Origin of the sequence: Streptomyces scabiei 87.22 (assembly GCF_000091305.1) — a bacterium.
Taxonomy (GTDB): Bacteria; Actinomycetota; Actinomycetes; order Streptomycetales; family Streptomycetaceae; genus Streptomyces; species Streptomyces scabiei.
Map to the genome: position 1 here is coordinate 855,206 of NC_013929.1, position 23,271 is coordinate 878,476.

Consider the following 23,271-nt stretch of genomic DNA (forward strand, 5'->3'; position numbering starts at 1 on the left):
GGCCGTCCCGCCGCCACCGGCAGCGCCGGAGGGCCGTCGTCGGCGCCCGCCCTACCTCGGGGGCTTCCGCCAGATCCTGACCTCGGTTGCGGGCAGGCGCTCCGCGAACGGGTGCCGGCCGGGCGCCGTCTCCTCCAGCAGTGCCCGCAGGTCCCGTTCGAACGCGGCCCGTTCGTCGCCGAACAGGTGCGGCGCCGCGTCGGACCGGGAGAACGTCCACGCGACGAGGTCGTCCGTGGTGCGGGTGACGACGTCGCCGCCCGGCACCACATGGCGTGCGAGGTCCACGAAACCGGCGCGCGCGATGACGTGTTCCTCCCCGCCCGGCGTGCCGTCGACCAGCACCCCCTGCCCCGCGCGGCGCACGGGGCCCAGGTACCGGCGCACCAGCGCGGCGATGCGTTCGTACGGGGGCGCGGGCGACGGCGGCGGCGCGGGCTCGGGGGGCGGGTCCTGCAGTTCGCTCACGTGGACGAGCGCGCCGCCCGGTTCCAGCATCTCCCGCACGACGGCCGCGACTCGGTCACGGTCCGTCCAGTGGAAGGACTGCGCGAACACCACGGCCCGGAACTCCCCCAGTCCCGCGGGCAGTTCCTCGGCGCGGGCGGCCACCCAGCGCGCGTCGGCCACCCCGCGCCGAGCGGCCTGCCGTCGCGCCTCGGCCAGCATGTCCTCGTCCGGATCGACACCGACCACCTCCTCGAAGTACGGCGCCATCGGCAGCAGCACGGTCCCCGGACCGCAGCCGACGTCGAGGGTCTGCCCCGGCCGTCCAGACCGAGCGCCCCGGCGAGCGTCTCGGGAAGGCCCGGGGCATAGGGGAGCCGGCCCCGCCCGTAGTGGGCCGCGCTGCCCCGGAAGAGCGTCCGGTCCCACTGCCATCCCTCAGGCATGCCGCCCCCTAGAGCGCGAACCCCAGCAGAGCGACTTCGAGCGGAAGCGCGGGGCGCTCGGGGAGGGCGGGAGGGTCCTGGCCCCGGCCGGTGTGCGTGGGCGGGACGGGACGGAGGGTCCTGATCCCCTCGGCGGCCCATCCCGCGTCCGTCGGCGGCAGCGTCAGCGTCATGCGGCGGCCGTCGGCCAGCCTGGTCTCGAAGGTGGTCGGGTCGATCGTCGTCATGGCAACCCACTTCCGTCGCGCACCGGGTGCGGTCCCTCTTCACCCGTACGGACGTCTGTGCGGTCAGAGAAGTTCCCGCCCGGCTCCGACCCGCCCCCGACCCACCAGAAACGTGAACTGGCGTACGAGAAGCGGCCGTCGGGACGTAAATTGTGTCCGGAACTCCTCGCTTCGGCTGAAAGACGGACGGTAGACATGACCGACCACGCGACCACCCCCGGACCGGCGGCGCAACAGAAGATCGACACCTCGGTGCCGCACTCGGCCCGTATCTGGAACTACTGGCTGGGCGGGAAGGACAACTACCCCGTCGACGAGCAGGCCGGCGACGCGTACACCGCGGTGTTCCCCGGCATCGTGACCATCGCCCGCAGCAGCCGCGCGTTCCTGCGCCGCAACATCACCTACCTGGTCGCCGAGGCGGGCATCCGCCAGTTCCTCGACGTCGGGACGGGCCTGCCGACCGCGGACAACACCCACGAGGTGGCGCAGCGGATCGCCCCCGAGGCGCGGATCGTCTACGTCGACAACGATCCGCTGGTCCTGGCCCACGCCCGCGCCCTGCTCTACTCCACGCCGGAGGGGGCGACCGCCTACGTCGACTCCAACGTGCTCGACCCGGACCGCATCCTCGCCGCCGCCGCCGAGACCCTGGACCTGAACCGGCCCACCGCGCTGATCCTCAGCAACATCCTGGGCCATGTCGCCGACCACGACCAGGCGCGCTCCATCGTCGACCGGCTGCTCGGGGCACTGCCGTCCGGCAGCTACCTCTCCGTCAACGACGGTTCCCGGGGCATCGACCCGGTCTTCGAGCGGGCCCAGGACGGATACAACGAGAGCGGCGCCGTGCCCTACAACCTGCGGACGGCCGAGGAGATCGCCTCGTTCTTCGACGGCCTGGAACTGCTGGACCCCGGCGTGGTCTCGGTACCCCTCTGGCGTCCGGACGGCACCGGCCCCGCCCCGCAGGTCATCGCCGAACACGGCGGCCTCGCGCGCAAGCCGTGACGTCGCACGCCCTGACGTCATGCGCCCTGACGTCACGTGCCATGACGTCACGCGCCGGGACGCCGCGCGCGTAACCCGCGCGCACCTGGGCCGGGCCTCCACCGGAGCCACCCCGCGTCCGGCCCCGCACCGACCGGCGCCCGCCCCCGCACAGGGGGCGGGCGCCCTGTGCTGTCGTGCTCCGCGTCCGGCGGCCGGAACGTGTCGGTGGAGGGCTCCGGCAGGCCGCCGACATCGGGGAAATCCCTGACCACCGGCGGTGGTTGAACGATCATTTTCCGGCCAAACACTTGGCATGCTCCTGACACAACACCCGCACATCTGTCACTCTGTGCCCACCCCGTCTCACGACGGAGCACGCGCACCCGCATCGCAGCACTCCCTGCTCCACCCGGTGCCTCGACCCGTGCACCGGGTCCTTCGTACGGCCGCTCCACCAACGTCGGCCGCAGCTAAGGAGTTCGCGTGAGATCCACCCCCCACAGACGTACCACGGCAACGGCCGCCCTAGTCGTCGCGGCGGCCATGCTCGCCGTCGCCGTCCCCGGCGCCCCGGCGATGGCACGCGGTGACGGCGGAGAAGGCACCACCCGTCCCGTGGCCGCGAAGCCGGACCGCGGTGCCCTGCCCGCGAAGCTCACCCCCGGTCAGCGCGAAACCCTCATCCGCAAGGCCGAGAAGGCCACGGACACCACCGCCGACCGCCTCGGCCTGGGCGGCCGGGAGGAGTTGCGGGTCCGCGACGTCGTCAAGGACGCCGACGGCACCGTTCACACCCGCTACGAGCGCACCTACGCCGGACTCCCCGTGCTCGGCGGCGACCTGGTCGTCCACGCCGCGAAGTCCGGCGCGATCGAGAGCGTCACCCGCTCCTACAAGCCCACGCTGAAGGTGGCGGACCTCAGCCCCGCGGTCAGCAAGGCAAGCGCCGAGAAGCAGGCGTTGGCGGCGGCGAAGAAGGAGGGGTCCACCAAGGCCGCTCCGGACAACAGCCGCAAGGTCGTCTGGGCCGCCAAGGGCACGCCGACCCTCGCCTACGAGACGGTCGTCAGCGGCTTCCAGCACGACGACACGCCCAGCGAGCTGCACGTCATCACCGACGCGCAGTCGGGCAAGAAGCTGTTCGAGTACGAGGCCGTGCACACCGGCACGGGCAACACCCGCTACAGCGGCTCGGTGTCGCTCGGCACCAGCCAGTCGGGTTCGTCGTACACGCTGACCGACGCGGACCGGGGCAACCACCGCACCTACAACCTGAACCGCGGTTCGTCCGGGACGGGCACGCTGTTCAGCGGGAGCGACGACGTCTGGGGCGACGGCACGGCCGCCAACCTGGAGACCGCCGGCGCGGACGCGCACTACGGTGCCGCGCTGACCTGGGACTACTACAAGAACGTGCACGGCCGCAACGGCCTGCGCAACGACGGGGTCGCCCCGTACAGCCGGGTCCACTACGGCAACAACTACGTCAACGCGTTCTGGCAGGACACCTGCTTCTGCATGACGTACGGCGACGGGTCGGGCAACGCCAACCCGCTCACCTCCATCGACGTGGCCGCGCACGAGATGACGCACGGTCTGACCTCGGTCACCGCCAACCTCGTCTACAGCGGCGAGTCCGGCGGCCTGAACGAGGCGACCTCCGACATCTTCGCCGCCGCCGTGGAGTTCGCCGCCGGCAACAGCGAGGACGTCGGCGACTACCTGGTCGGCGAGAAGATCAACATCAACGGCGACGGCACGCCGCTGCGTTACATGGACAAGCCCAGCAAGGACGGCTCCTCGCGCGACTACTGGTCCTCCACGCTCGGCAACATCGACGTCCACTACTCCTCCGGCCCGGCCAACCACTGGTTCTACCTGGCCTCCGAGGGCAGCGGCGCGAAGGTCGTCAACGGCGTCTCCTACGACTCGCCGACCTTCGACGGACTGCCGGTGACGCCGATAGGCCGCGAGGCCGCCGAGAAGATCTACTTCCGGGCGCTCACCACGTACATGACGTCCACGACCAACTACGCCGCCGCCCGGACCCACACTCTGCGCGCCGCCGCCGACCTGTACGGGCTCGGTTCGCCGACGTACAACAACACCGCCAACGCCTGGGCCGCGATCAACGTCGGCTCCCGGATCCTCGACGGTGTGACGGTCATCCCGCCGGCCGCGCAGTACACCCTGACCGGACAGGCGGTCACGCTCGACGTCCAGGCGTCGTCCACCAACCCCGGCGCCCTGTCGTACGAGGCCACCGGTCTGCCGGACGGGCTGTCCATCGACGCGGCCACGGGACGCATCTCGGGCACCCCGACCACGGCCGGGAACTACACGCCGACCGTCACCGTGACGGACGCGGCCGACAAGACCGGGAAGGCGACCTTCGCCTGGCGCGTGGACGAGGAGGGGAACCAGTCGGTGTTCGAGAACACCGCCGACTACCAGATCCCCGACAACGGCACCGTCGAGTCCCCGATCAACGTCAACCGGGCCGGAGCGGCGCCCAGCACGCTCTCCGTGGACGTGAACATCGTCCACACCTGGCGCGGTGACCTGGTCATCGACCTCGTGGCCCCGGACGGCACGGCCTACCGGCTGAAGAACTCCGCCTCGTCCGACTCGGCCGACAACGTGGTCGAGACGTACACGGTGAACGCCTCCGCCGAGACCGCCGCGGGCACCTGGAAGCTGCGGGTGCAGGACGTGGCCAGCCTCGACACCGGTTACATCAACAGCTGGAAGCTGACCTTCTGACGAACCGTCACCTCTGGTTCCACTGAGACACGTCAGCCGCCGAGCGGCCGGTCCTGCGCCTGCGGGACCGGCCGCTCCCGCGTGTCCCCCTCCGCGTCGATGTGCGGCATGATCCGGTCCAGCCAGCGCGGGGTCCACCAGGCGTGACGCCCCAGCAGGGTCATCACGGCGGGGACCATGAGCAGGCGGACGACCGTGGCGTCGATGAGGACGCTGACCGCGAGCCCCAGACCCAGCATCTTGACCACGATGTTGTCGCTGACGATGAACGCGGCGAAGACGCTGACCATGATCAGGGCGGCGCAGGTGATCACCCGGGCGGTGATCTCCAGGGCGTGGGCCACGGCGTCGCGGGCGTCACCGGTGCGCAGCCAGGCCTCGTGGACGCGGGACAGCAGGAAGATCTCGTAGTCCATGCTGAGGCCGAAGATGATCGCGAACATCATCATCGGCACATAGCTCTCGATGGGCACCTTGCCGTGGACGCCCAGGGCGGGCCCTCCCCAGCCCCACTGGAAGACGGCGACGACGACGCCGTACGAGGCGGCGATGGAGAGGACGTTGAGGACGGCCGCCTTCACCGCGACCAGCAGTCCGCGGAAGACGGCGAGGATGATCAGGAACGCGAGGGCGACGACGACGGCGATGATGACGGGCAGCCGGCTCGCCACGATGTCCCGGAAGTCGACCTGGGAGGCCGTGGTCCCCGTGACATAGCCGTGCGCCTTCGTGCCGGAGACCGAGGCGGGCAGGGTGTCGTCGACCAGGCGGTTCGTCAGGTCCGTGGTGTCGGCGCTCTGGGGCGACTGCTTCGAGTAGACCGTGCCCACCAGGACGTCCCCGTCCTGGGTGGGGTTGAGCGGGGTGACGGCGTACGCCCCCTCGACCGCGTCCAGCTTCTTCTGCGCGGTGCTCTGCAGGCTCTGGCGGTCCGAGGACGGCACCGAGGTCTGGTCGATGACGACCGTGAGCGGCCCGTTGGAGCCCGGCCCGAAGGCGTCGGTCATCAGGTCGTAGGCGCGGCGGTCGGTGAAGGAGGTGGGGTCGGCGCCGTCGCCGATGTGGCCCAGCTGGATGGAGAAGAGGGGGATCGCGAGGATCGCCACGGTCGCGAGACCGGCTGTCAGGAACCGCCACGGGTGGTGCTCGACACGCTGGGCGTAGCGGTGCCAGGTGCCGGTGATCTCCTCGCCCGCCTCGGCGCCGGTCTCGGCGACCGGCTTGCGGACGTGGTAGCGGTCGATCCGTCTGCCGATCAGGCCGAGCAGGGCCGGGACCAGGGTGAGGGCGCCGGCGATCGCGGAGACCACGGTCACGGCGGCGGCCAGTCCGAGCTTGCCGATGAAGCTGACCCCGGAGGCGTACAGTCCGGCGAGGGCGACGATCACCGTGCAGCCGGAGACGAGGACGGCGTGCCCGCTGGTCGAGGCGGCGCGGCCGGCCGCCCGTACCGGGTCGTCGCCGTCCATGAGGTTCTGCCGGTGGCGGGTGATCAGGAACAGCGCGTAGTCGATGCCGACACCGATACCGATCATCGTCGCCAGGGTCGGGGAGACGGTCGCGAAGGTGAACGCGGCGGCCAGAAGACCCAGACAGGCGAGACCGCCGATCACGCTCAGCAGGGCGGTCACCAGAGGCAGACCGGCGGCGATGACACTGCCGAAGCCGATCACCAGCACGACGATCGCGACCGCGAAGCCGATCAGCTCGCTGACCCGGTCGTCGGCGTCGGGACGGGCCAGCTCGCCGAGCGGTCCGCCGTACTCCACCTCGGCGCCCGCCGACCGCAGCGGCTGCACGGAGTCGTCCACCCCGTCGAGGTAGCCGTCACCGAGGGTGGAGGGCTGCACGTCGAAGCGGATCGTGATGTACGCCGTCTTCTGGTCGGAGGACAGCGGGCCGACGTTCGGCTGCTGCGACTGGTCCGACGACTGGATGGCGGGCGTGGTGAGCGGGTTCTGCACCGACAGCACGTGCGGCAGCTTCTGCAGGTCGCCGACCGTCTGGGACATCTGGGAGCCGAGCGAGGTCAGCGCCTTGTCCTTGTCGTGCAGGACGATCTGGCTGCCGTAGCCGCCGGCCGCCGGATCGTGCTCCTTCAGCACGTCCAGGCCCTTCTGGGACTGCACGCCGGGGAGGGAGAAGTTGTCCGAGTAGTCACCGCCGTAGGCCCGGTTCAGCACCTGTACGGCCGCGAGGGCGACGAGCCAGGCGACGATCACGACCACGAAGTGCCGGGCGCACCACTCGCCGAGCCTGCGCAGCCGGCCCGCCGGGGCCTCGGTCCCGTCCTGCCCACCACCGGAACGACTTGAGCGCATCGTCTCTCCTCCGGGAGCGATCTTCCGGACCCCATTACACGCCGCCCGCGGGGGCCCGGCACCTCCGGCGGGCACCGGTCCCCCGGTTGGCGGCCCCGGCTTGACAGGCGGACCATGGGGAGGTGGGGCGGCCTAGCGGAAGGAGCCGTCATGCTGGAGATCAAGACGGTCGAGAAGCCGGACGAGCGGCGCGACTTCCCCCGGGGGCACCTCGAGGCCGTGCACCTGACCGGGCTCGACTTCGCCGTGGCCACCTTCGAGCCGGGCTGGCGCTGGTCGGAGTCCGTCGGCCCCATCGCGGGCACGGAGAGTTGCCAGGTCCACCACAACGGTTATGTGCTCAGTGGACGCATGCACATCCGGATGGACGACGGCGGTGAGGGCGAGGTCGGTCCCGGCGACGTCTTCGTGTGCCCGCCGGGGCACGACGCGTGGGTGGTGGGCGACGAGCAGTGTCTGGTGTACGACTTCGCCGGCCAGATGGCCCAGGACTACGCGAAGGCGAAGGACGACTGAAGCCGACCGGGGTGCGAGAGGGGCGGGGCGCGCAAAGCGCCCCGCCCCTCTCCGTGCGCGCCCGCGTGTGCGGCGTCCGCGCTACACCCCGTCGGACTCCCGCAGGTTGTCGAGGGTCGCGTTGGTGTCGCTCTTGAGCCACTCCACCACGTCGCTCACCTCCGGCATGGTCGCGCCGTCGTCATAGGTGGAGCCGTACGCGCTCCACCTCATCTCGTACGTCATCCAGCCGTCGCGCACCGCGAGGGTCGCCGCCCGGCTGCCGCTGTTGTCGTCCCCCGACGTGGTGTCCTCGGTGACCAGATACGCCTCGTCGCCGAAGCCGGAGACCTTCTCCACGTCGTAGTCCTCGTACCGCTGGTCGTACTCGGACCAGACGGCGGTGAACTCCGGTCCGGGGTCGGTCTTCTTGTGCAGGTCCACCTGGACCGAGAAGTACGCGTCGGAGATCGAGGAGGTGGAGGACTCCTTCAGCGAGATGCTGCAGTAGCTCTCGTCGAGGGCCTCGTGCTCCAGGGCGTTGTGCACCGGCTCGGTGTCCTCCTCCGGGTACTCGTTCTTGAACGACGAGTAGTCCACCGAGGAGCACAGGTCGGACTCGGCCCGGTAGCCGCGCAGGTCCGCCTCCGTGTCGTCCTTGCCGAGCAGGAAGACACCGCCGGCCCACGCCGCGGACGCCACGACCGCGCCCACGAGCGCCCACAGCACGGCCCGTCCGCCGGCGCCCGTCGCGGGCCGCGCGCCGGGGGGCTGGTAGCCGCCCGGCGGATATCCGCCCGCCGGCGGGCCGTACCCGGACGCCTGGGCGGGCACCGGCGGCCCGTAGCCGGCCGGCGACTGGGGACTCGGGTAGGGGTAGGCGCTCGGCACCGCCGCCTGGGTGGGCGGCTGCGCCTGGACCGGTGTCTCCACCTGGGTGGGCGTCGGGGCGGGTCCCGGCGGCTGGGCCTGGGCGCCGGGCTGTCCCGGGGGCGGCCAGGCCGGGGACGCGGACGGCTGGTCCTGCGGCTGGGGCTGCGCCGGCGCACCCTCGGGGCGGTCGGTCATCGGCTTCTCCTCGTGTCGTGGTGGATGGGGGTCCCCCGGGGCGTCGGCCGCACCTGAAGATCCGAGCCTCGCAGAACGCCTCCCGCCCGGTCGTCCGTAGAACTACGCACCTCTCCTACGCAACCCGGCGGCCGGAGCGGGCCGGGGGCGTCATGGGGCGGGGGCCGCCGCCCGGTGCTTTCATGGAATCCATGACGAGCAGGAGTGTCGTGGTCGAGCGGCGGGTCGGCGCCTCCCAGGGGCGGGTGTGGGAGGCCCTGACCGACCTGCGGCGGATGGATCGGATGCTCGGCGGTGTCACGCGGGTGGAGGTCCTGACGGACGGGGTCTTCGGGGTGGGCACGCGGTGGCGGGAGACCCGGCGCATGTTCGGCAAGGACGCCACCGAGGAGATGTGGGTGACCGTCAGCGAGCCGCCCGAGCGGTATGTGGTGGAGGCCGAGTCGCACGGCTCCCGCTATGTCTCGCAGTGGCTGCTGCGGGCCGACGGGCCGGGGTCGACGACGATCCTGCTGACGTTCTCGGCCGAGCCGACCGGTGCCGTCGCGGGGCTGCTCGCCAGGGTCATGGGCCCGATCGGCGCCCGTGCCGTGCGCAGGGCGGTCGCGAAGGACCTCGACGACGTCGCCCGGTGGGTGGAGGGCGGCGGGGGCTGAGCAGTCCCCGCCGCCCGTGACGGTCACCGTGGCCGGGTGCGCGTCAGGAGTCCAGGCCGTAGCCCGAGGTCACGTAGGCGCATTCCGTGTAGATGTAGCCCGACTGCAGCTTGGCGGTGTCGGAGGCGGCGCTGGAGGCGCTGCCGCCCTTCGGCTTGTGCAGGAAGTACGTGGTGCCGACGGGCAGGCTGATCGTGCGCTGCGGGTACTTGTCGTTGCCGCTGCACGGCTTGAAGCCGCTGACGAGCGTGCTGCTCCAGCTGTAGCTGGAGCAGGTGCCGCAGCCCTTGAGGGTGAAGGTGCCGGTCACCGGGCCGGTGTACATGACCTGGATCTCGTCGGGGCTGTCGTTCTTGACCGTGACGGAGATGCTGCCACCGGAACGCGTCGTGGGCAGCTTCTTGCCCGCCGCCGGGACCTCCTGCGCGATCTCCGCGGCGATCGCTATCTTCTTCGCGCGCGGCGCGTTCCTGTGCTTCTTGTGGGCGTCGACGAAGTCGTTCATCGAGGTGACCGCCTCGGCGAAGTCACCGTCCCGGTACTGGTCGACGCCGCAGGTGTAGACGCCGGTGGACGCGGTGTCCTCGGCCCGTCCGGCGTCGGCGGCCAGGTCGTCGGCCACTCCCGCCTTGTCGCCCGGCAGCGCCTTGACCTGGGAGCCGAGCGTCTTCAGCCGGTCCACGGCGGTGCACGGCTCGTCGCCGCCCACGGCCTTGACCGCCTTGTCGACGGCCCGCTTCACGTCGGGCTCGACCTTCGCGGCCTGGTCCGAGTCGGGGAACGTGGTGAGGAGGTCGCTGAACTGGTCCTGCCAGCCCGCGGTGTCGGCAGCCAGGCCGGCGGAGGCGCACTCGTAGAGCGAGGTGGCGAGCCGGTCGTCGGGCCAGTCGGCCAGCGAGCCGAGGTCGCGCTTGCTCATGGTCTGCGGGACCGTGCGCAGGTATTCGAGGGGAGCGACCGCGTCGCAGTACTCCTGCTTCTCGTAGGGGGCGCCGACGGTCGTGTAGAAGGTCTTCAGCCGGTCCGGGACCTTCTCGGCCGCCCGGGAGCCGGGGTGGTCGGTGCTGAGGTCGTCGTAGGCGGTCAGTGCCCTGCGGAACTCGGACTGGGTCGTGGAGAAGGACTCGCCGGACGCCTTGTCGACGAGGTCGTCGGCCTTGTCCAGCCGCTCCAGGAGCATCTCCTCGACGGCTTCCTTGCGCGCGGTCTCGTACAGCAGACCGCCCGCGACCGGGACGCCGAGGAGAAGGACGCCGAGCACGACGGCGAGCGGGGACTGCGCGGGCCAGACCAGGCGGGTGCGCAGGCCCAGGAAGGCACCGTGGGCGGCGGCCAGGAGCAGGAACAGACCGTAGAGGGCGAGCGCCGGGCCCGGGACACCGTCGGGGTCGGCCGGCAGCACGGTGAAGAGCAGGAGGCCGGTGGCCGCCCAGCACACCAGCGTCAGGAGCGGGCGGCGGATCAGGGCGTAGCCGAGCCCGAGACCGCTGAGGTTCAGCAGACCCACACCGACGGCCCGCCAGGCGTCCGCGGGACCGGGCGGCGGCCCCGGGGGCATGGGCGGTACGGGCGGCACGACGTAGCTGTGGCTCCAGCCGTCCTGGTCTCTTACGCCGTACTGATCCCCGGACATCTCGGATCCCCCCGTCAAGTCCACCCGCATGCTTACTAATTGTCAGTGTACGGCCGAAACTCGATGCCGCGACAGGCGTTTCCCGGGCGTCTGCGGAGATCGATTTCCATTCGTGACCACCGCACGGGCGGTGATCGACCGAGGTCGCACGCACCACCCGTCACCTGCGACGGACGCGGCCCCACATCCTGTGGACGCGCGAAGGTCACCGTCCGGTTCGCCCGGCGAGCGGGGAACTCGCCGTGTCCGGTGCGTGATCGGGCCCGGGGCGGGCGGGGGACGCCTGCGCGAGGACGACGACCGCCGCCGCGCCCGTGGTGAGGACGCCGACCGCGAGCAGGATCCCGAGGGGGACGGTCGGGTCGTACGGGGCGCGGCCCGCGTAGGCGGTGGCGGTGACGGCCGCGAAGGCGGCGGTGCAGCCGAGGGCCGCCGCGGCCACGACGGTCGCCGCTCTCCGGGGCCCGAGCCGGCCCGTGTCCGCCAGGATCGCGAGCAGGGCGAGGAGTTGGATGCCGTGCAGACCGGCGGCGTGGGCGAGCTTGGCGCTGCCCGCCGCTCCGAACAGCACCTCCCGCGGCACCTGTCCGGTGTCCTCGAAGGCCGTCTCTCCGATGGCGGCCATGTCGGTGCCGATGTACCCGGCCGCCAGGACGCCCGCCAGCCCGACGAGCACGGCGATCCTGGCGGCGCCACCGCCCTCGAACCGGACCAGCGCGGTCACGAACAGCCAGACCAGGCCGAGGATCAGGGGCAGGATCAGGGTGCCGATCACGGACCAGATCGCGGAGTCGGTGGGTGTCGCCTGGTTGAAGTGGGAGGCGACGCCGCGCCAGCGCTGGGCGGTGATGAGCCCGACCTCGCAGACGGCGACGAGGACGACCAGGCCGGCCGGAATCCGTACCCACCAGCGTGCGGGCATCTGCCGCAGGATCCACACCACGGACCACACCAGCAGCGCGAACGACAGTCCGAACGCGACCGGCTTGCGCCAGGACACCGGCCCCCACCACGGCTCCCGGTCCACGATCGCGACCACGGCGTGCAGCAGTCCGGAGGCCGCGAGGAGCGTCCCGCACCACCACAGCAGCCCCTGGTACCTCCCTCGCGGCCGTACGGCCCGCCACACCTGCGACAACGCCTCCGCACCCCGCACGCTCATCCCAGCTCCCCCTCCCCGGCGACTGGCCCGACCGTAGGACGGCGCGGCGAGCGGGGCGTCCCCCCGAGGGGGTGCCGGAACCTACCCCCCTGGGGGTACGCCGGACTCCATCAGGCCGGAGCGGTAGGCCAGGACCACGGCCTGCGCCCGGTCGCGGGCTCCGATCTTGTGCAGGACGCGTTTGACGTGCGTCTTGGCGGTGGACTCGGCGATCCCGAGCAGCTCGGCGAGTTCCGCGTTGGACAGTCCCTCGGCGATCAGACGCAGCACCTGCGCCTCACGGGCGGTGAGGCCGCGCAGCCCGGCGAGGTCCGCGGCGTCCGCGGGTCCGCGGGCCGTCCGCTCTCCCAGGACGAAGTGCTCGACGAGAGCGCGGGTGACCGAGGGGTCGATCAGGGTGTCCCCGGCGGCCACCGTCCGCACGGCGTCGATGAGGCGTTCGGGGGCGGTGCGCTTGAGCAGGAACCCGCTGGCACCGGCCCGCAACGCCCGCCACACATAGGTGTCGTCGGGGAAGGTGGTCAGCACCAGGACCCGCGCGGCCGGCCCCGCCGCGGCGATGCGGGCCGTGGCCTCGATGCCGTCGATGCCCGGCATCCGTACGTCCATCAGTACGACGTCCGGGGCCAGGGCGTGGCACAGCTCCACGGCCCGTAGGCCGTCGGCGGCCTCCCCGACGACCTCGATGTCCGGCGCGGTGCCGAGCGTCACCGCCACACCGGTGCGCAACAGGGCGTCGTCGTCGGCCAGCAGCACACGTACGACCGGGCCCGCGGCGGCACGGGCGGTCACCGCAGCGGCAGTTCGACGCTGAGGGCGAACCCGCCGCCGTCACCGGCCGGGCCGTGTGCGACCGATCCGCCGAGCGCGGCGGCCCGTTCCCCGATACCGCGCAGCCCGCGCCCCGGCCGGTACCGGGGCTTCGGCCCCTGACCGGCGTCCACCACGCGGACGAGCACGGTGTCACCCCACCGCTGTCGGCGGACCGTCACCTCGGCGGACCGGGCGTGGCCGTGCCGCAGGGCGTTCGTCAGCGCCTCCTGGACGATCCGGTGGACGGACGGCCGCAGGGTGCCCGGCAGGGTCAGCGTCTCGGGCTCCATGCGCAGGCGGACGTCCATGCCCGCGTCCGCCATGGGGCCCACGAGCCGGTCCAGATGCCGTGCGTCCAGAGGCGGTTGTTCCGGGATGGTGCCGTCGTCGTGGTCCGCGCCGGTCGGGCCGAGGTCGTCGTCGGCGCGCAGCAGACCGAGGACCCGGTCGAGTTCGGCGAGGGCGTCACGGCCGGTGCGTTCGACGCTGCTCAGCAGCTCCCGGGTGCGGTCGGGGTCGGTGTCGAGGACCAGGCGTCCGGCTCCGGCCTGGACGAGCATGGCGTTCACCGAGTGGCCGACGACATCGTGCAGCTCGCGAGCGATGCGCAGGCGTTCGGCCACGACCGACTCGCGGCGCAGCAGCCGCCGCAGTTCCTCGGTCTCCCTGCGTCGACGAGCCGTGGAGAAGCCGGCCGCCCACACCAGCAGCCAGACCAGGACGACCGCGGCCGGCACCACCGGCGGGTCGTCCTTCGGGGCGAAGTACGCCAGCACGGCGGGCGGGACGAGCAGCGCGCCGAGCGCGGCCCGGCGGGGGCTCGCGCCGAGGCCCAGCGCGTGGACGGCGATCAGGTTCGCGACCGGGGTCAGCGGACCGGGGCCGGCCCACAGGGCCTCGACGGCGAGCCCGGCCGTGCCGACCACGAACCCGGCCAGCGGGGCGCGGCGCCGGAACGCCAGGCCGCCGGCGATCACCGCGGCGAGCGCGACCGTCAGGACCGGGGAGGCGTCGGTGCCGCTGCCCGGGCCCAGCCGGACGGCCGCCATCGCCACGAACACGACGGCGGCCGACACGACGTCCCCCGGCGGCAACCGCCGGACTCCGACCTCCGCCATGCTCCGCCCCGGGTCGTTCGGTACCGGATCGACTCCCGTCCAAACTAACAAGGTTGACGGAGCATGGGGATCCCCTCCGGCCCCTTCGCGCGGGCCAGCGGGTCAGCCGGCCAGCGGGTCAGTGGTCCCAGCGCCGGACGCGGCGGAGCAGGACGATCCCGGCGAGCACGGCCACGCCGCCGATCATCGCCGGCCACAGCTGCGCCCCGGTCTCCGCGAGGTCGCCCGCCACCGACTGCGACCCCTGCGATCCGGACTGCCCGGCGGGCGAGGGGATGTTGACGGCGGGCGTCGTCTGCGCGGGGGCCACGACCGCGCCGCGGTCGTCATCGCCGACGCCCTTGTCCTCACCCTTGTCGGTGCCGGGGTTGCCGCGCTGGGTCGCCTTCAGCGAGCCGAGGACCTGGGGCTCCTTGTCGTCGCCCTGGTTCGCCTTGTCGTCGCCCTGGTTCGCCTTGTCGTCCCCGGCGCCGGGGGCCTGAGCGGTCCTGGTCGGTTCGGCCGGGTTCTCGTCCTGGCCCTGGTCCTGGTCCTGGCCGCCGCCCGGCTGCTCCTGCCCCTGGTCCTGGCCGTCACCGCCCTGAGCGCCGCCGTTGCCCTGGTCACCGTTGCCCTGGCCGTCGTCACCGCCCTGGTCGCCACCGTTGTCCTGACCGCCGCCGTTGTCCTGACCGCCGCCGTTGTCCTGACCGCCGCCATTGTCCTGACCGCCGCCGATGTCGGCCGCGTCGCACTCTCGGCCGTCGTTGATGCAGTCCACCATCGCGCGCATCAGATCTTCGTCGAAGACGTTGATGAAGTCGCCGTGGTCGGTGACGGGCTTGTGGAGCTGCTCGGGGAAGGCGTCCACGGCGAACAGCGGGCTCGTGCGCCCGCCGTCCTGCAGACTCGGCGCGTCGATGTCGTAGACGATGCGCTGCACCAGCTGCGGGATGGCCTTGAAGCCGGCGCCGCAACCGCCGTCCGCCGCGGCGAAGGCCACGTGCGTACGGTGGTTGGCGCTGTCGATGTTGCGGCCGTCCCAGCAGCTCTGGAACCGGAACGTGCGCACCACGTCACTGCCGGCGGGGCAGAGCGGGTACTTGTCCTTCAGCTGCCGGTCCTCGAACCCGGTGCAGCTCCAGGACGCGTTGGCGTTGGCCGTGCCGTTGACGAACGCCTTGGCGTCGCCGGTGATGATGCGCAGCAGCCGCGGCATCTCCGTGACGTCGCCGCGCGGGCTGCCCTCGAACGACATCGTGACCTGCTTGGGCGTCACGATCTCGCCGACGTTGCCCTCGATGCCGCCGCCGGGAGAGTTGGCGTCCTGCTCGGCGGTGCCGTTCTGCAGGCGGATCACCGGCCAGAAGTACGAGGAGCGGTCGCCCTGGTTCTCGCAGCTGGTGTCGGCGGCCGCGAGGTCCTGGTCACTGGCGAACGCGCTGTTGCCCTGGTTGCCGACGTAGTCGTGGAAGTGGTGGGCGCCGTTGGAGACGCCGGGGGCGACGATGACGTTGTCCGAGTTGAACAGGCCGCCCGCGTTCACACCGCAGTCGGTGCTGAAGGAGCCGGTGGAGCCGTTCTGCCGCCCGCCCCGGTCGCCCGCGTTCGGCTGGACGGTCTTGATGTCGACGTAGTCCGCGGCCACCGGCCCGTTGCCGGCCTGGCCGCCGTTGCCCTGCTGGCCCTGACCGCCCTGTTGGTCGCCCTGCCCCTGACCCTCCCCGCCGCCGTTCTGACCGCCGGCGTCCTGACCGTCACCGTTCTGGTCACCGCCGTTCTGGTCACCGCCGCCGTTCTGGTCACCGCCGTTCTGGTTCTCGGCGGGACGCAGCGCGCAGGCGGCGAGGGAGTCGAGTCCCTCGGGGCGGTCGCCGACGCGGCCGATGGCGATCGCGATCCGCTCGATCGTCGCGGCCCGCTTCTCCTTGAGCGGGTTCATGATCGCGTTGTCGGCGAAGCCGGCGTCCTGCTGCTGGGCCTGCGCGGAGTTCTGCAGCCGCTGGTAGGCCTCGGCTATCTGCTGGTCCAGGGCGGCGAGTTCCTTGTCGACCTCGGCGCGGGCCCCGTCGGGCACCTCCGTCAACTTGGCGCCGACGTCCGGGCAGTCGATCGTGCCGGCGGCGGAACGCACCTGCTGGACGGTGTCGTCGGCCGAGTCCTCCTCGGTGGCCGACGCGTAGACGTTGACGGCCATGAGCCCGCCTCCGCCCAAGATCAGCGCGATCGCGGCTGAGGTCGCGCGCCGTGCTCCTGACGGGCGTCTGCGCCTGGTGGTGCGTCCCACGGATAGCTCCTACAACGTCGTGATCGGGTCCGGACATGAAAAACCCCAGCCCCATACGGAGCCGGAGCCCAAAGTGTTCAAACGTCCCGGGAATTCACAGGAAGATGACAGGTAGCGGGAAGCCACACATGGTCAAAGCGGCAGCAAGCGCTCTCCGTACCGTGTCGTCGAGGGCACCGGCCGTGACCGCGCGCGACCCCCTCTCGCCTCCGGGCGCGGGGCAGTGTAGACATGGGCACATGGTGCGTCTCCTGGGTCGATCTCGCTCTCGGTCGACCCGCCGCCCCCAGGGCCGGTCCGCGCAGGGCCCGGACGACCGCGCCCGGCGGGTACGGCACGGAACCGACGGCGGCGCGAGCCGGGGACCCGAACACCGCGCAGGCCCGCTCGCGGGGCTGCGGTCGGCGGTGGGCGGGCGCAGCGTCGCCGGGCAGGTCTTCCTGCTCCAGGTGGTGATCGTGCTGGTGCTGGTCGTGTCGGCCGTGGTGGCGCTGGTTCTCCAGGTGCGGCACGACAGCAGCGAGGAGGCGCACAACCGTTCGCTCGCCGTGGCGGAGACCTTCGCCAACGCGCCGGGCACCCGGGAGGCGCTGGCCGCGGACGACCCCACCGCGATCCTCCAGCCGAGGGCGGAGGCCGCCCGGGTCCAGTCCAAGGTCGACTTCATCGTCGTGATGAACACCGACGGGATCCGCTACACCCATCCCAAGCCGGACCGCATCGGCAAGAAGTTCGTGGGCACCCTCGGGCCGGCGCTGAAGGGCGAGTCCTTCACCGAGGAGGTCAACGGCACCCTCGGCCCCCTCGTCCAGGCCGTGGTGCCGGTCAAGGACCCCGACGGCAAGGTGGTCGGCCTGGTCTCGGCCGGGATCACCACCGAGAACGTGGGCGGGGTCGCGGAACAGCAGCTGCCCCTGGTGCTGATCGCCGCCGCGGCCGCCCTCGCGCTGGCCACGGCGGGCACGGCACTGGTCAGCAAGCGGCTCCTGCGCCAGACCCACGGCCTCGGTCCGTCCGAGATGACCCGCATGTACGAGCACCACGACGCGGTGCTGCACGCCGTACGGGAAGGCGTGATCATCATCGGCGGCGGGGGCCGGCTGCTGCTCGCCAACGACGAGGCGCACCGCCTGCTCGACCTGCCCGCGGACGCCGAGGGACAGGACGTCCACGCCCTGGGGCTGGAATCCCCCATGGCCGACCTGCTGGCCTCGGGGCGCGTCGCCAACGACGAGGTGCACCTCGTCGGCGACCGGCTGCTCGCCGTCAACCAGCGGGCCACCGATCTGCAGGGCGAGCCCTCCGGCAGCGTGGCCACGTTCCGCGACTCCACCGAGCTGCGTGCCCTCTCCGGGCGCGCCGAGGCGGCCAGGGAGCGTCTGCGGCTGCTCTACGACGCCGGAGTGGGCGTCGGCACCGGCCTGGACGTGACCCGCACCGCCGAGGAGCTGGCGGAGGTGGCCGTCCCCCGGTTCGCGGACTTCGTCACCGTGGACCTCGCCCCGGCGGCGCTCAACGGCGACGAGCCCGACACGGTCACCCGGCTGCGCCGTACGGCCTGCAGCGGCATCCGCAAGGACGCCCCCCTGTACAAGGTGGGCGAGCGGATCGACCTCGTCGCCTCCTCGCCGCAGGCCCGCAGCATCGACAGCGGCACCTCGACCCTGGTGACCGACCTCAGCCGGGCCTCTGGCTGGCAGGCGCAGGATCTCGAACGGTCGGCGCAGGTCGTCGAGTACGGCATCCACTCGCTGATCACCGTGCCGTTGCGGGTGGGCCAGCTGGTGCTGGGGGTCGCCAACTTCTGGCGCTCGGAGAAGCCCGAGCCGTTCGACCAGGAGGAACGGGCGCTCGCCGAGGAGCTCGTCGCGCGGGCGGCGGTGTCCATCGACAACGCGCGCCGGTACACCCGCGAGCACACGATGGCGGAGGCCCTGCAGCGCAGCCTGCTGCCGCGCAACCTCCCCGAGCAGAGCGCCCTGGACGTCGCCTACCGCTATCTTCCGGCGCAGGCCGGGGTGGGCGGGGACTGGTTCGACGTGCTCCCGCTGTCCGGCACCCGGGTCGCGGTCGTCGTCGGCGACGTCGTGGGGCACGGGCTGCACGCGGCGGCCACGATGGGGCGGCTGCGCACCGCCGTGCACAACTTCACCGCGCTGGATCTGCCGCCGGACGAGATCCTCGGGCTGCTGGACGAGATGGTCAGCCGGATCGACCAGGACGAGGCGGCCCTGGACGGCACCGCGCCGATCACCGGGGCGACCTGTCTGTACGCCGTCTACGACCCTGTCTCGCGGCGCTGCGACGTCGCCAGGGCGGGTCATCCGCCGCTCGCGGTGGCCCGGCCCGACGGCACCGTGGAGTTCCCCGAGGTGCCGGCCGGCCCACCGCTCGGCCTGGGCGGACTGCCCTTCGAGACGGCCCGGCTGGAGCTGGACGAGGGCAGCCGGCTGGTGCTCTACACCGACGGGCTCGTCGAGCACCGGGACCGGGACATCGACGACGGTCTCGAACTGTTGCGCACGGCGCTGACCGGGGCCGACACCTCCCCGCAGGGCACCTGCGAGGCCGTGCTCGACGCGCTGCCGCCGAGCCGCGCGAGCGACGACATCGCGCTGATCGTCGCCCGCACCCGGGCGCTGGACCGGGACCGTGTCGTGGAGTGGGAGGTGCCGGACGACCCGGCGGCCGTCCGCCGGGCGCGCTCCGAGGCCACCCGGCAGCTGACCGCCTGGGGCCTGGAGGAGCTGGAGTTCACCACCGAGCTGATCCTCAGCGAGCTGGTCACCAACGCCATCCGGTACGGCGGCGGCCCCATCCGGGTCCGTCTGATCCACGACAGCCGGCTGATCTGCGAGGTCACCGACAGCAGCCACACCTCGCCCCATCTGCGGTACGCCGCGACCACCGACGAGGGCGGCCGGGGGCTGTACCTCATCGCGCAGCTCACCCAGCGCTGGGGCACCCGCTACTCCCCCACGGGCAAGACCATCTGGACCGAACAGGCACTGCCCTGACGGTCCTCGACAGGCCCCGCCGTTCGAGGGCGGGGCCGCCACAGCGCAAGGAGAGACCGGAGCATGCGTATCGGACTGCTCGGAACCGGCCCGTGGGCCGACATGGCCTACGCCCCCGCGCTCGGCGCGCACCCGGAGCTGGACTTCGCGGGGGTGTGGGGCAGGCGCCCGGAGGCGGCCAAGGCACTCGCCGACCGGCACGGCGGCGTGCCCGTGTACGAGGACGTGGACACCCTGTTCGCCGACGTGGACGCGGTCGCCGTGGCCCTGCCGCCCGCCGTCCAGGCACCGCTGGCGGCGCGTGCCGCCCGGGCGGGCTGCCATCTGCTGCTCGACAAGCCCCTGGCGACGGACGTCGGGCAGGGGCGGGCCGTCGTGGAGGCGGTGGCGGAGTCCGGGGTGGCCTCGGTCGTCTTCTTCACCGCCCGCTTCCAGGCCGCCGTCGACGCGTGGATCACCGCGCAGGCCGCGGCCGGGGGCTGGTTCACGGCCCGTGCGGAGTGGTTCGGATCGCTGTTCGACGACGAGAGCGACAGTCCCTTCGCCGACTCGCCGTGGCGGCGCGAGAAGGGCGGCCTGTGGGACGTGGGCCCGCACGCCCTGTCGGTGCTGCTGCCCGTCCTCGGGGACGTGGAGCAGGTCGCGGCCGCCGTGCGCGGGGCCGGGGACACGGTCCACCTGGTGCTGCTGCACGCCGGCGGGGCGTCCAGCACGCTCACGCTCAGCCTCACCGCGCCGCCCGCGGCCTCCGGGACGACGGTCGAGCTGCGCGGCCGGACCGGGACGACCGTACTGCCGGGGTCCGACGAGGGGGCCGTGGAGGCACTCGTACGGGCGGGGGACGCGCTGCTGGCGGCCGCGCGCGGTGGCCGTCCGCATCCGTGCGACGCCGCCTTCGCGCTGCGCGTGACGGAGCTGCTCGTCGCCGCGGAGGAACGGCTGACCGGCTGACACACGCCGCCCGAGTGCCCGTTCGAGTTTAGGTGGGCTTTATACCGGACATCGTCCGGTGGCGGGCACGCCTCCGCCTCGCGCGTCCCGTGAGCGTGAGGAGGGCCCGTGAGCGCGACGAACGGGAGCGCCGCCGAGAACCTGCGGCGCAGACTGGCGGCCTCGAAGAAGGATCAGGACGCGCGGACGGTCATGCGGCTGCGCCTGGGGGTCGGGATCATCGGTGTCCTGCTGCCCCTGGCGCTGCCGGCCGGCAACTGGATCGCGGCGCGGCTCACCGGCGGCGACGGCGGCGACGCCTGGCCCGGTTCCATGAGCGGCTCGTACCACACCAGCACCCGCGATCTCTTCGTCGGCGGTCTCTGCGCCCTCGGGATCTTCCTGGTCGTCTACCGTTTCAACCGGTTCCACGACGTTCTGGGCACCGTCGCCGGACTCTGCGCCCTCGGCGTCGCCCTCTTCCCCACCGCGCCGGGATCCGGGGGCGACGCGGGGCAGCAGACGGTCTCGGTCCTGCACCAGGTCCTCGCCGTCGCCCTGCTGACGGCGATGGCGGCGTTCTGCCTCTTCATGCACGGGGCGCCGGGCATCAAGGAACGGTCGTACGTCCGGCGTCCCTACCTCGTTGCGGGGGTGCTGATCCTCGTCTTCATGGCGCTCGCGGCCGTCGCGGCGGCCACCGGGGTGGGCGAGGACTGGACGATCACCCCCCTGTACCTGTGCGAATGGCTCTCCGTCTGGTCCTTCGGCTTCGCCTGGACGGGCGCGGCGCTGTCCCTGGCCGCGGACATCGACCGGCTGCCCCGGACCCGGGCGGCCGTGGGCGCCGTCCTCGGGTGGCTGCGCTCGCTCGGCGGCCTCCTGGGCCGGGGCCGGACGCGCTCCCGCCCGGCCGTGTGATGCCGGGAACGCGCCGGGGGGTCAGGGACGGGCGCCGGTGAGAAAGCGGTCGAGGGTGGCGGTGAGCTCCGCCGGCTTCTCCACCGGGAGTTCGTGACCGGCGTCCAGGATGCGCACCTCGGCGTCCTGGCACGCGGTGGCCATGCGCAGCATCTGGGAGACCGGGAGCTGGATGTCGTGGTAGCCGTGGACGAGCAGGGTCGGTGTGCTGATCTCGCCGAGCCGGTCGAGGACGTCGAAGGCGCGCATGGCGCCGTACAGGGTCATGACGACCTCGCGCGGGGTGGCCGCCGAGGCACGGATGTACTCCCGGATCTGCTCGCGGGGGTAGCCGGGGGCGAAGGCCCGCTGGATGTTGGCGGCGACGAACAGCTTGAAGGGGACGCGGGTGGAGACGGCCATCAGCAGGCCGCGGCCGCGGCTGTAGGTCATGCGGCCGATGGAGTTGACCAGCACCAGGCGCTCGACCCGCTCCGGGTGGGCGAGGGTGATCGTCTGGGAGATCATGCCGCCCATGGAGTGCCCGACGAGGACGAACCGCTGGACCTCCAGATGGTCGAGGAGGGCGAGCACGTCCTCGGCCAGCTCCTCGATCGTGCGCACCCCCGCGCCACGGCTCTCGCCGTGGCCGCGCAGGTCCAGCCGGATCACGCGCCGCTTCCCGGAGAAGTGCGCGACCTGGTGGTCCCAGCGGTGCCGGTTCGCGGTCCATCCGTGCACGAAGACCAGGGGCACGCCGTCACCGTCGCGGGGGCCCTCGTCGTCGTACGTCAGCACGGCGCCGTCGACTTCGAGCTGCGGCATGGGGCCTCCTGCGGTGCGGTCCGGTTACTGACCGGTACCGTAGCCGCCTCCCCGGCCCCTCGTCACCGGCGTCCGCCGGGGAATCCGCGGAGCCGCGCGAAGGACACGTCCGCCCGGACCGGCCGCAGGACCGGACCCACCCGGCGGATGACAGACTGACGGCATGGAAGAACGCGCATTCGGTAGGTCCGGTCAGCACGCGTCCGTCGTCGGTCTCGGCACATGGCAGCTGGGCGCCGACTGGGGAGACGTCGACGACACGGAGGCACTGGCGGTGCTGGAGGCGGCCGCCGAGTCGGGGGTGACCTTCTTCGACACGGCCGACGTCTACGGCGACGGACGCAGCGAGCAGACCATCGCCACGTTCCTGCGGAGCAGGCCCGACCTCCATGTGTTCGTCGCGACGAAGATGGGCCGTCGCGCGGACCAGATCCCCGAGAACTACGTCCTCGACAACTTCCGGGCCTGGAACGACCGTTCCCGGCGCAACCTCGGCGTGGACCGGCTCGACCTGGTCCAGCTGCACTGCCCGCCCACGCCCGTCTACTCCTCCGACGAGGTGTTCGACGCGCTCGACACCCTGGTCGAGGAGGAGCGCGTCGCCGCGTACGGCGTGAGCGTGGAGACCTGCGCGGAGGCGCTGACGGCGATCGCCCGGCCGAACGTGGCGAGCGTGCAGATCATCCTCAACCCGTTCCGGATGAAGCCGCTCCTCGACGTCCTCCCCGCCGCCGAGAAGGCGGGCGTCGCGATCATCGCGCGCGTTCCGCTGGCGTCGGGGCTGCTGTCCGGCAAGTACACGAAGGACACGGTCTTCGCGGCGAACGACCACCGCACGTACAACCGGCACGGCGAGGCGTTCGACCAGGGCGAGACGTTCTCCGGCGTCGACTACGCCACGGGCGTCGAGGCGGCCGTCGAGTTCGCCGGACTGACCCCCGACGGTTACACCCCGGCCCAGCTGGCGCTGCGCTGGATCGTCCAGCTGCCGGGCGTCACGACGGTGATCCCGGGCGCCCGCACCACGGACCAGGCCCGCGCCAACGCGGCCGCCGCCGCGCTGCCGGAGCTGTCCGGCGAGACGCTCACGGCGATCCGCGACCTGTACGACCGGCGCGTCAAGGAGCAGGTCGAGGGCCGCTGGTAGGACGGCCGGGCGTGAGGGAGCGCCGCGCGCGAGGCGGCCGGCCG

The 23,271-nt window shown here is 72.4% G+C and carries 17 protein-coding genes and 1 pseudogene; 8 read left to right on the top strand and 10 right to left on the bottom strand.

Annotated elements, in window-relative coordinates; translation table 11 throughout:
* Positions 1 to 51: 51 nt before the first annotated feature.
* Both SCAB_RS03565 and SCAB_RS03570 read right to left on the bottom strand, forming a co-directional pair.
* Positions 52 to 893 (bottom strand): annotated as a pseudogene (locus SCAB_RS03565) (class I SAM-dependent methyltransferase).
* A gap of 8 nt (positions 894 to 901) precedes the next feature.
* Positions 902 to 1,120 (bottom strand): hypothetical protein, encoded by a 219-nt coding sequence (locus SCAB_RS03570; protein WP_037726661.1) that lies wholly within the window; start codon positions 1,118 to 1,120, stop codon positions 902 to 904.
* A gap of 195 nt (positions 1,121 to 1,315) precedes the next feature.
* Here SCAB_RS03570 and SCAB_RS03575 point away from each other — a divergent pair, with 195 nt between their 5' ends.
* Entirely contained in the window at positions 1,316 to 2,131 is an 816-nt protein-coding gene (locus SCAB_RS03575) for an SAM-dependent methyltransferase (protein ID WP_012998685.1), read from the top strand.
* A 465-nt stretch (positions 2,132 to 2,596) separates the two neighbouring features.
* On the top strand, positions 2,597 to 4,876 hold the full coding sequence (locus SCAB_RS03580) for a M4 family metallopeptidase (RefSeq protein WP_041668873.1): 2,280 nt from the start codon (positions 2,597 to 2,599) through the stop codon (positions 4,874 to 4,876).
* 32 nt (positions 4,877 to 4,908) lie between these two features.
* On the opposite strand, the gene SCAB_RS03585 is transcribed toward SCAB_RS03580, so the two are convergent.
* Positions 4,909 to 7,197, bottom strand: coding sequence for an MMPL family transporter (locus SCAB_RS03585; protein ID WP_012998687.1), 2,289 nt, complete (start codon positions 7,195 to 7,197; stop codon positions 4,909 to 4,911).
* Between the two features lie 150 nt (positions 7,198 to 7,347).
* Here SCAB_RS03585 and SCAB_RS03590 point away from each other — a divergent pair, with 150 nt between their 5' ends.
* Positions 7,348 to 7,713, top strand: coding sequence for a cupin domain-containing protein (locus SCAB_RS03590; RefSeq protein WP_012998688.1), 366 nt, complete (start codon positions 7,348 to 7,350; stop codon positions 7,711 to 7,713).
* 81 nt (positions 7,714 to 7,794) lie between these two features.
* Here the strand turns inward: SCAB_RS03590 and SCAB_RS03595 are convergent, their stop codons facing one another.
* Positions 7,795 to 8,760, bottom strand: a complete 966-nt coding sequence (locus tag SCAB_RS03595) for a hypothetical protein (RefSeq protein ID WP_012998689.1) — start codon at positions 8,758 to 8,760, stop codon at positions 7,795 to 7,797.
* Positions 8,761 to 8,951: 191 nt separating this feature from the next.
* On the opposite strand from SCAB_RS03595, the gene SCAB_RS03600 reads away from it, so the two are divergent.
* Entirely contained in the window at positions 8,952 to 9,416 is a 465-nt protein-coding gene (locus tag SCAB_RS03600; RefSeq protein ID WP_037726667.1) for an SRPBCC family protein, read from the top strand.
* Between the two features lie 43 nt (positions 9,417 to 9,459).
* Here the strand turns inward: SCAB_RS03600 and SCAB_RS03605 are convergent, their stop codons facing one another.
* From SCAB_RS03605 to SCAB_RS03630, 5 genes are all read right to left on the bottom strand, one after another.
* Entirely contained in the window at positions 9,460 to 11,049 is a 1,590-nt protein-coding gene (locus SCAB_RS03605) for a hypothetical protein (RefSeq protein ID WP_231884890.1), read from the bottom strand.
* Between the two features lie 205 nt (positions 11,050 to 11,254).
* Entirely contained in the window at positions 11,255 to 12,211 is a 957-nt protein-coding gene (locus SCAB_RS48235) for a hypothetical protein (RefSeq protein WP_012998692.1), read from the bottom strand.
* Positions 12,212 to 12,292: 81 nt separating this feature from the next.
* Complete coding sequence (locus SCAB_RS03620) at positions 12,293 to 13,003, bottom strand: response regulator (protein WP_012998693.1); 711 nt, start codon at positions 13,001 to 13,003, stop codon at positions 12,293 to 12,295.
* A complete protein-coding gene (locus tag SCAB_RS48025) occupies positions 13,000 to 14,142 on the bottom strand; it encodes a sensor histidine kinase (protein ID WP_012998694.1) in 1,143 nt (380 codons plus the stop codon). The genes SCAB_RS03620 and SCAB_RS48025 overlap by 4 nt, the downstream gene beginning before the upstream one ends.
* Before the next feature lie 118 nt (positions 14,143 to 14,260).
* Positions 14,261 to 16,318, bottom strand: a complete 2,058-nt coding sequence (locus SCAB_RS03630; RefSeq protein ID WP_012998695.1) for a DUF1996 domain-containing protein — start codon at positions 16,316 to 16,318, stop codon at positions 14,261 to 14,263.
* 329 nt (positions 16,319 to 16,647) lie between these two features.
* Between SCAB_RS03630 and SCAB_RS03635 the strand changes: the two genes are divergently transcribed.
* From SCAB_RS03635 to SCAB_RS03645, 3 genes are all read left to right on the top strand, one after another.
* Positions 16,648 to 19,425 (top strand): SpoIIE family protein phosphatase, encoded by a 2,778-nt coding sequence (locus SCAB_RS03635; protein WP_012998696.1) that lies wholly within the window; start codon positions 16,648 to 16,650, stop codon positions 19,423 to 19,425.
* A gap of 63 nt (positions 19,426 to 19,488) precedes the next feature.
* Positions 19,489 to 20,376 carry a Gfo/Idh/MocA family protein gene (locus SCAB_RS03640; protein WP_012998697.1) on the top strand — a complete coding sequence of 296 codons (888 nt, stop codon included), beginning with the start codon at positions 19,489 to 19,491 and terminating at the stop codon, positions 20,374 to 20,376.
* Between the two features lie 108 nt (positions 20,377 to 20,484).
* The gene (locus tag SCAB_RS03645) at positions 20,485 to 21,276 is read left to right on the top strand and encodes a hypothetical protein (RefSeq protein ID WP_012998698.1); all 792 of its coding nucleotides are present in this window, start codon (positions 20,485 to 20,487) and stop codon (positions 21,274 to 21,276) included.
* 21 nt (positions 21,277 to 21,297) lie between these two features.
* Here SCAB_RS03645 and SCAB_RS03650 read toward each other — a convergent pair whose 3' ends face one another.
* Positions 21,298 to 22,080, bottom strand: a complete 783-nt coding sequence (locus tag SCAB_RS03650) for an alpha/beta fold hydrolase (protein WP_012998699.1) — start codon at positions 22,078 to 22,080, stop codon at positions 21,298 to 21,300.
* Positions 22,081 to 22,243: 163 nt separating this feature from the next.
* On the opposite strand from SCAB_RS03650, the gene SCAB_RS03655 reads away from it, so the two are divergent.
* Positions 22,244 to 23,227 (top strand): aldo/keto reductase, encoded by a 984-nt coding sequence (locus tag SCAB_RS03655; RefSeq protein WP_012998700.1) that lies wholly within the window; start codon positions 22,244 to 22,246, stop codon positions 23,225 to 23,227.
* Positions 23,228 to 23,271: the final 44 nt, after the last annotated feature.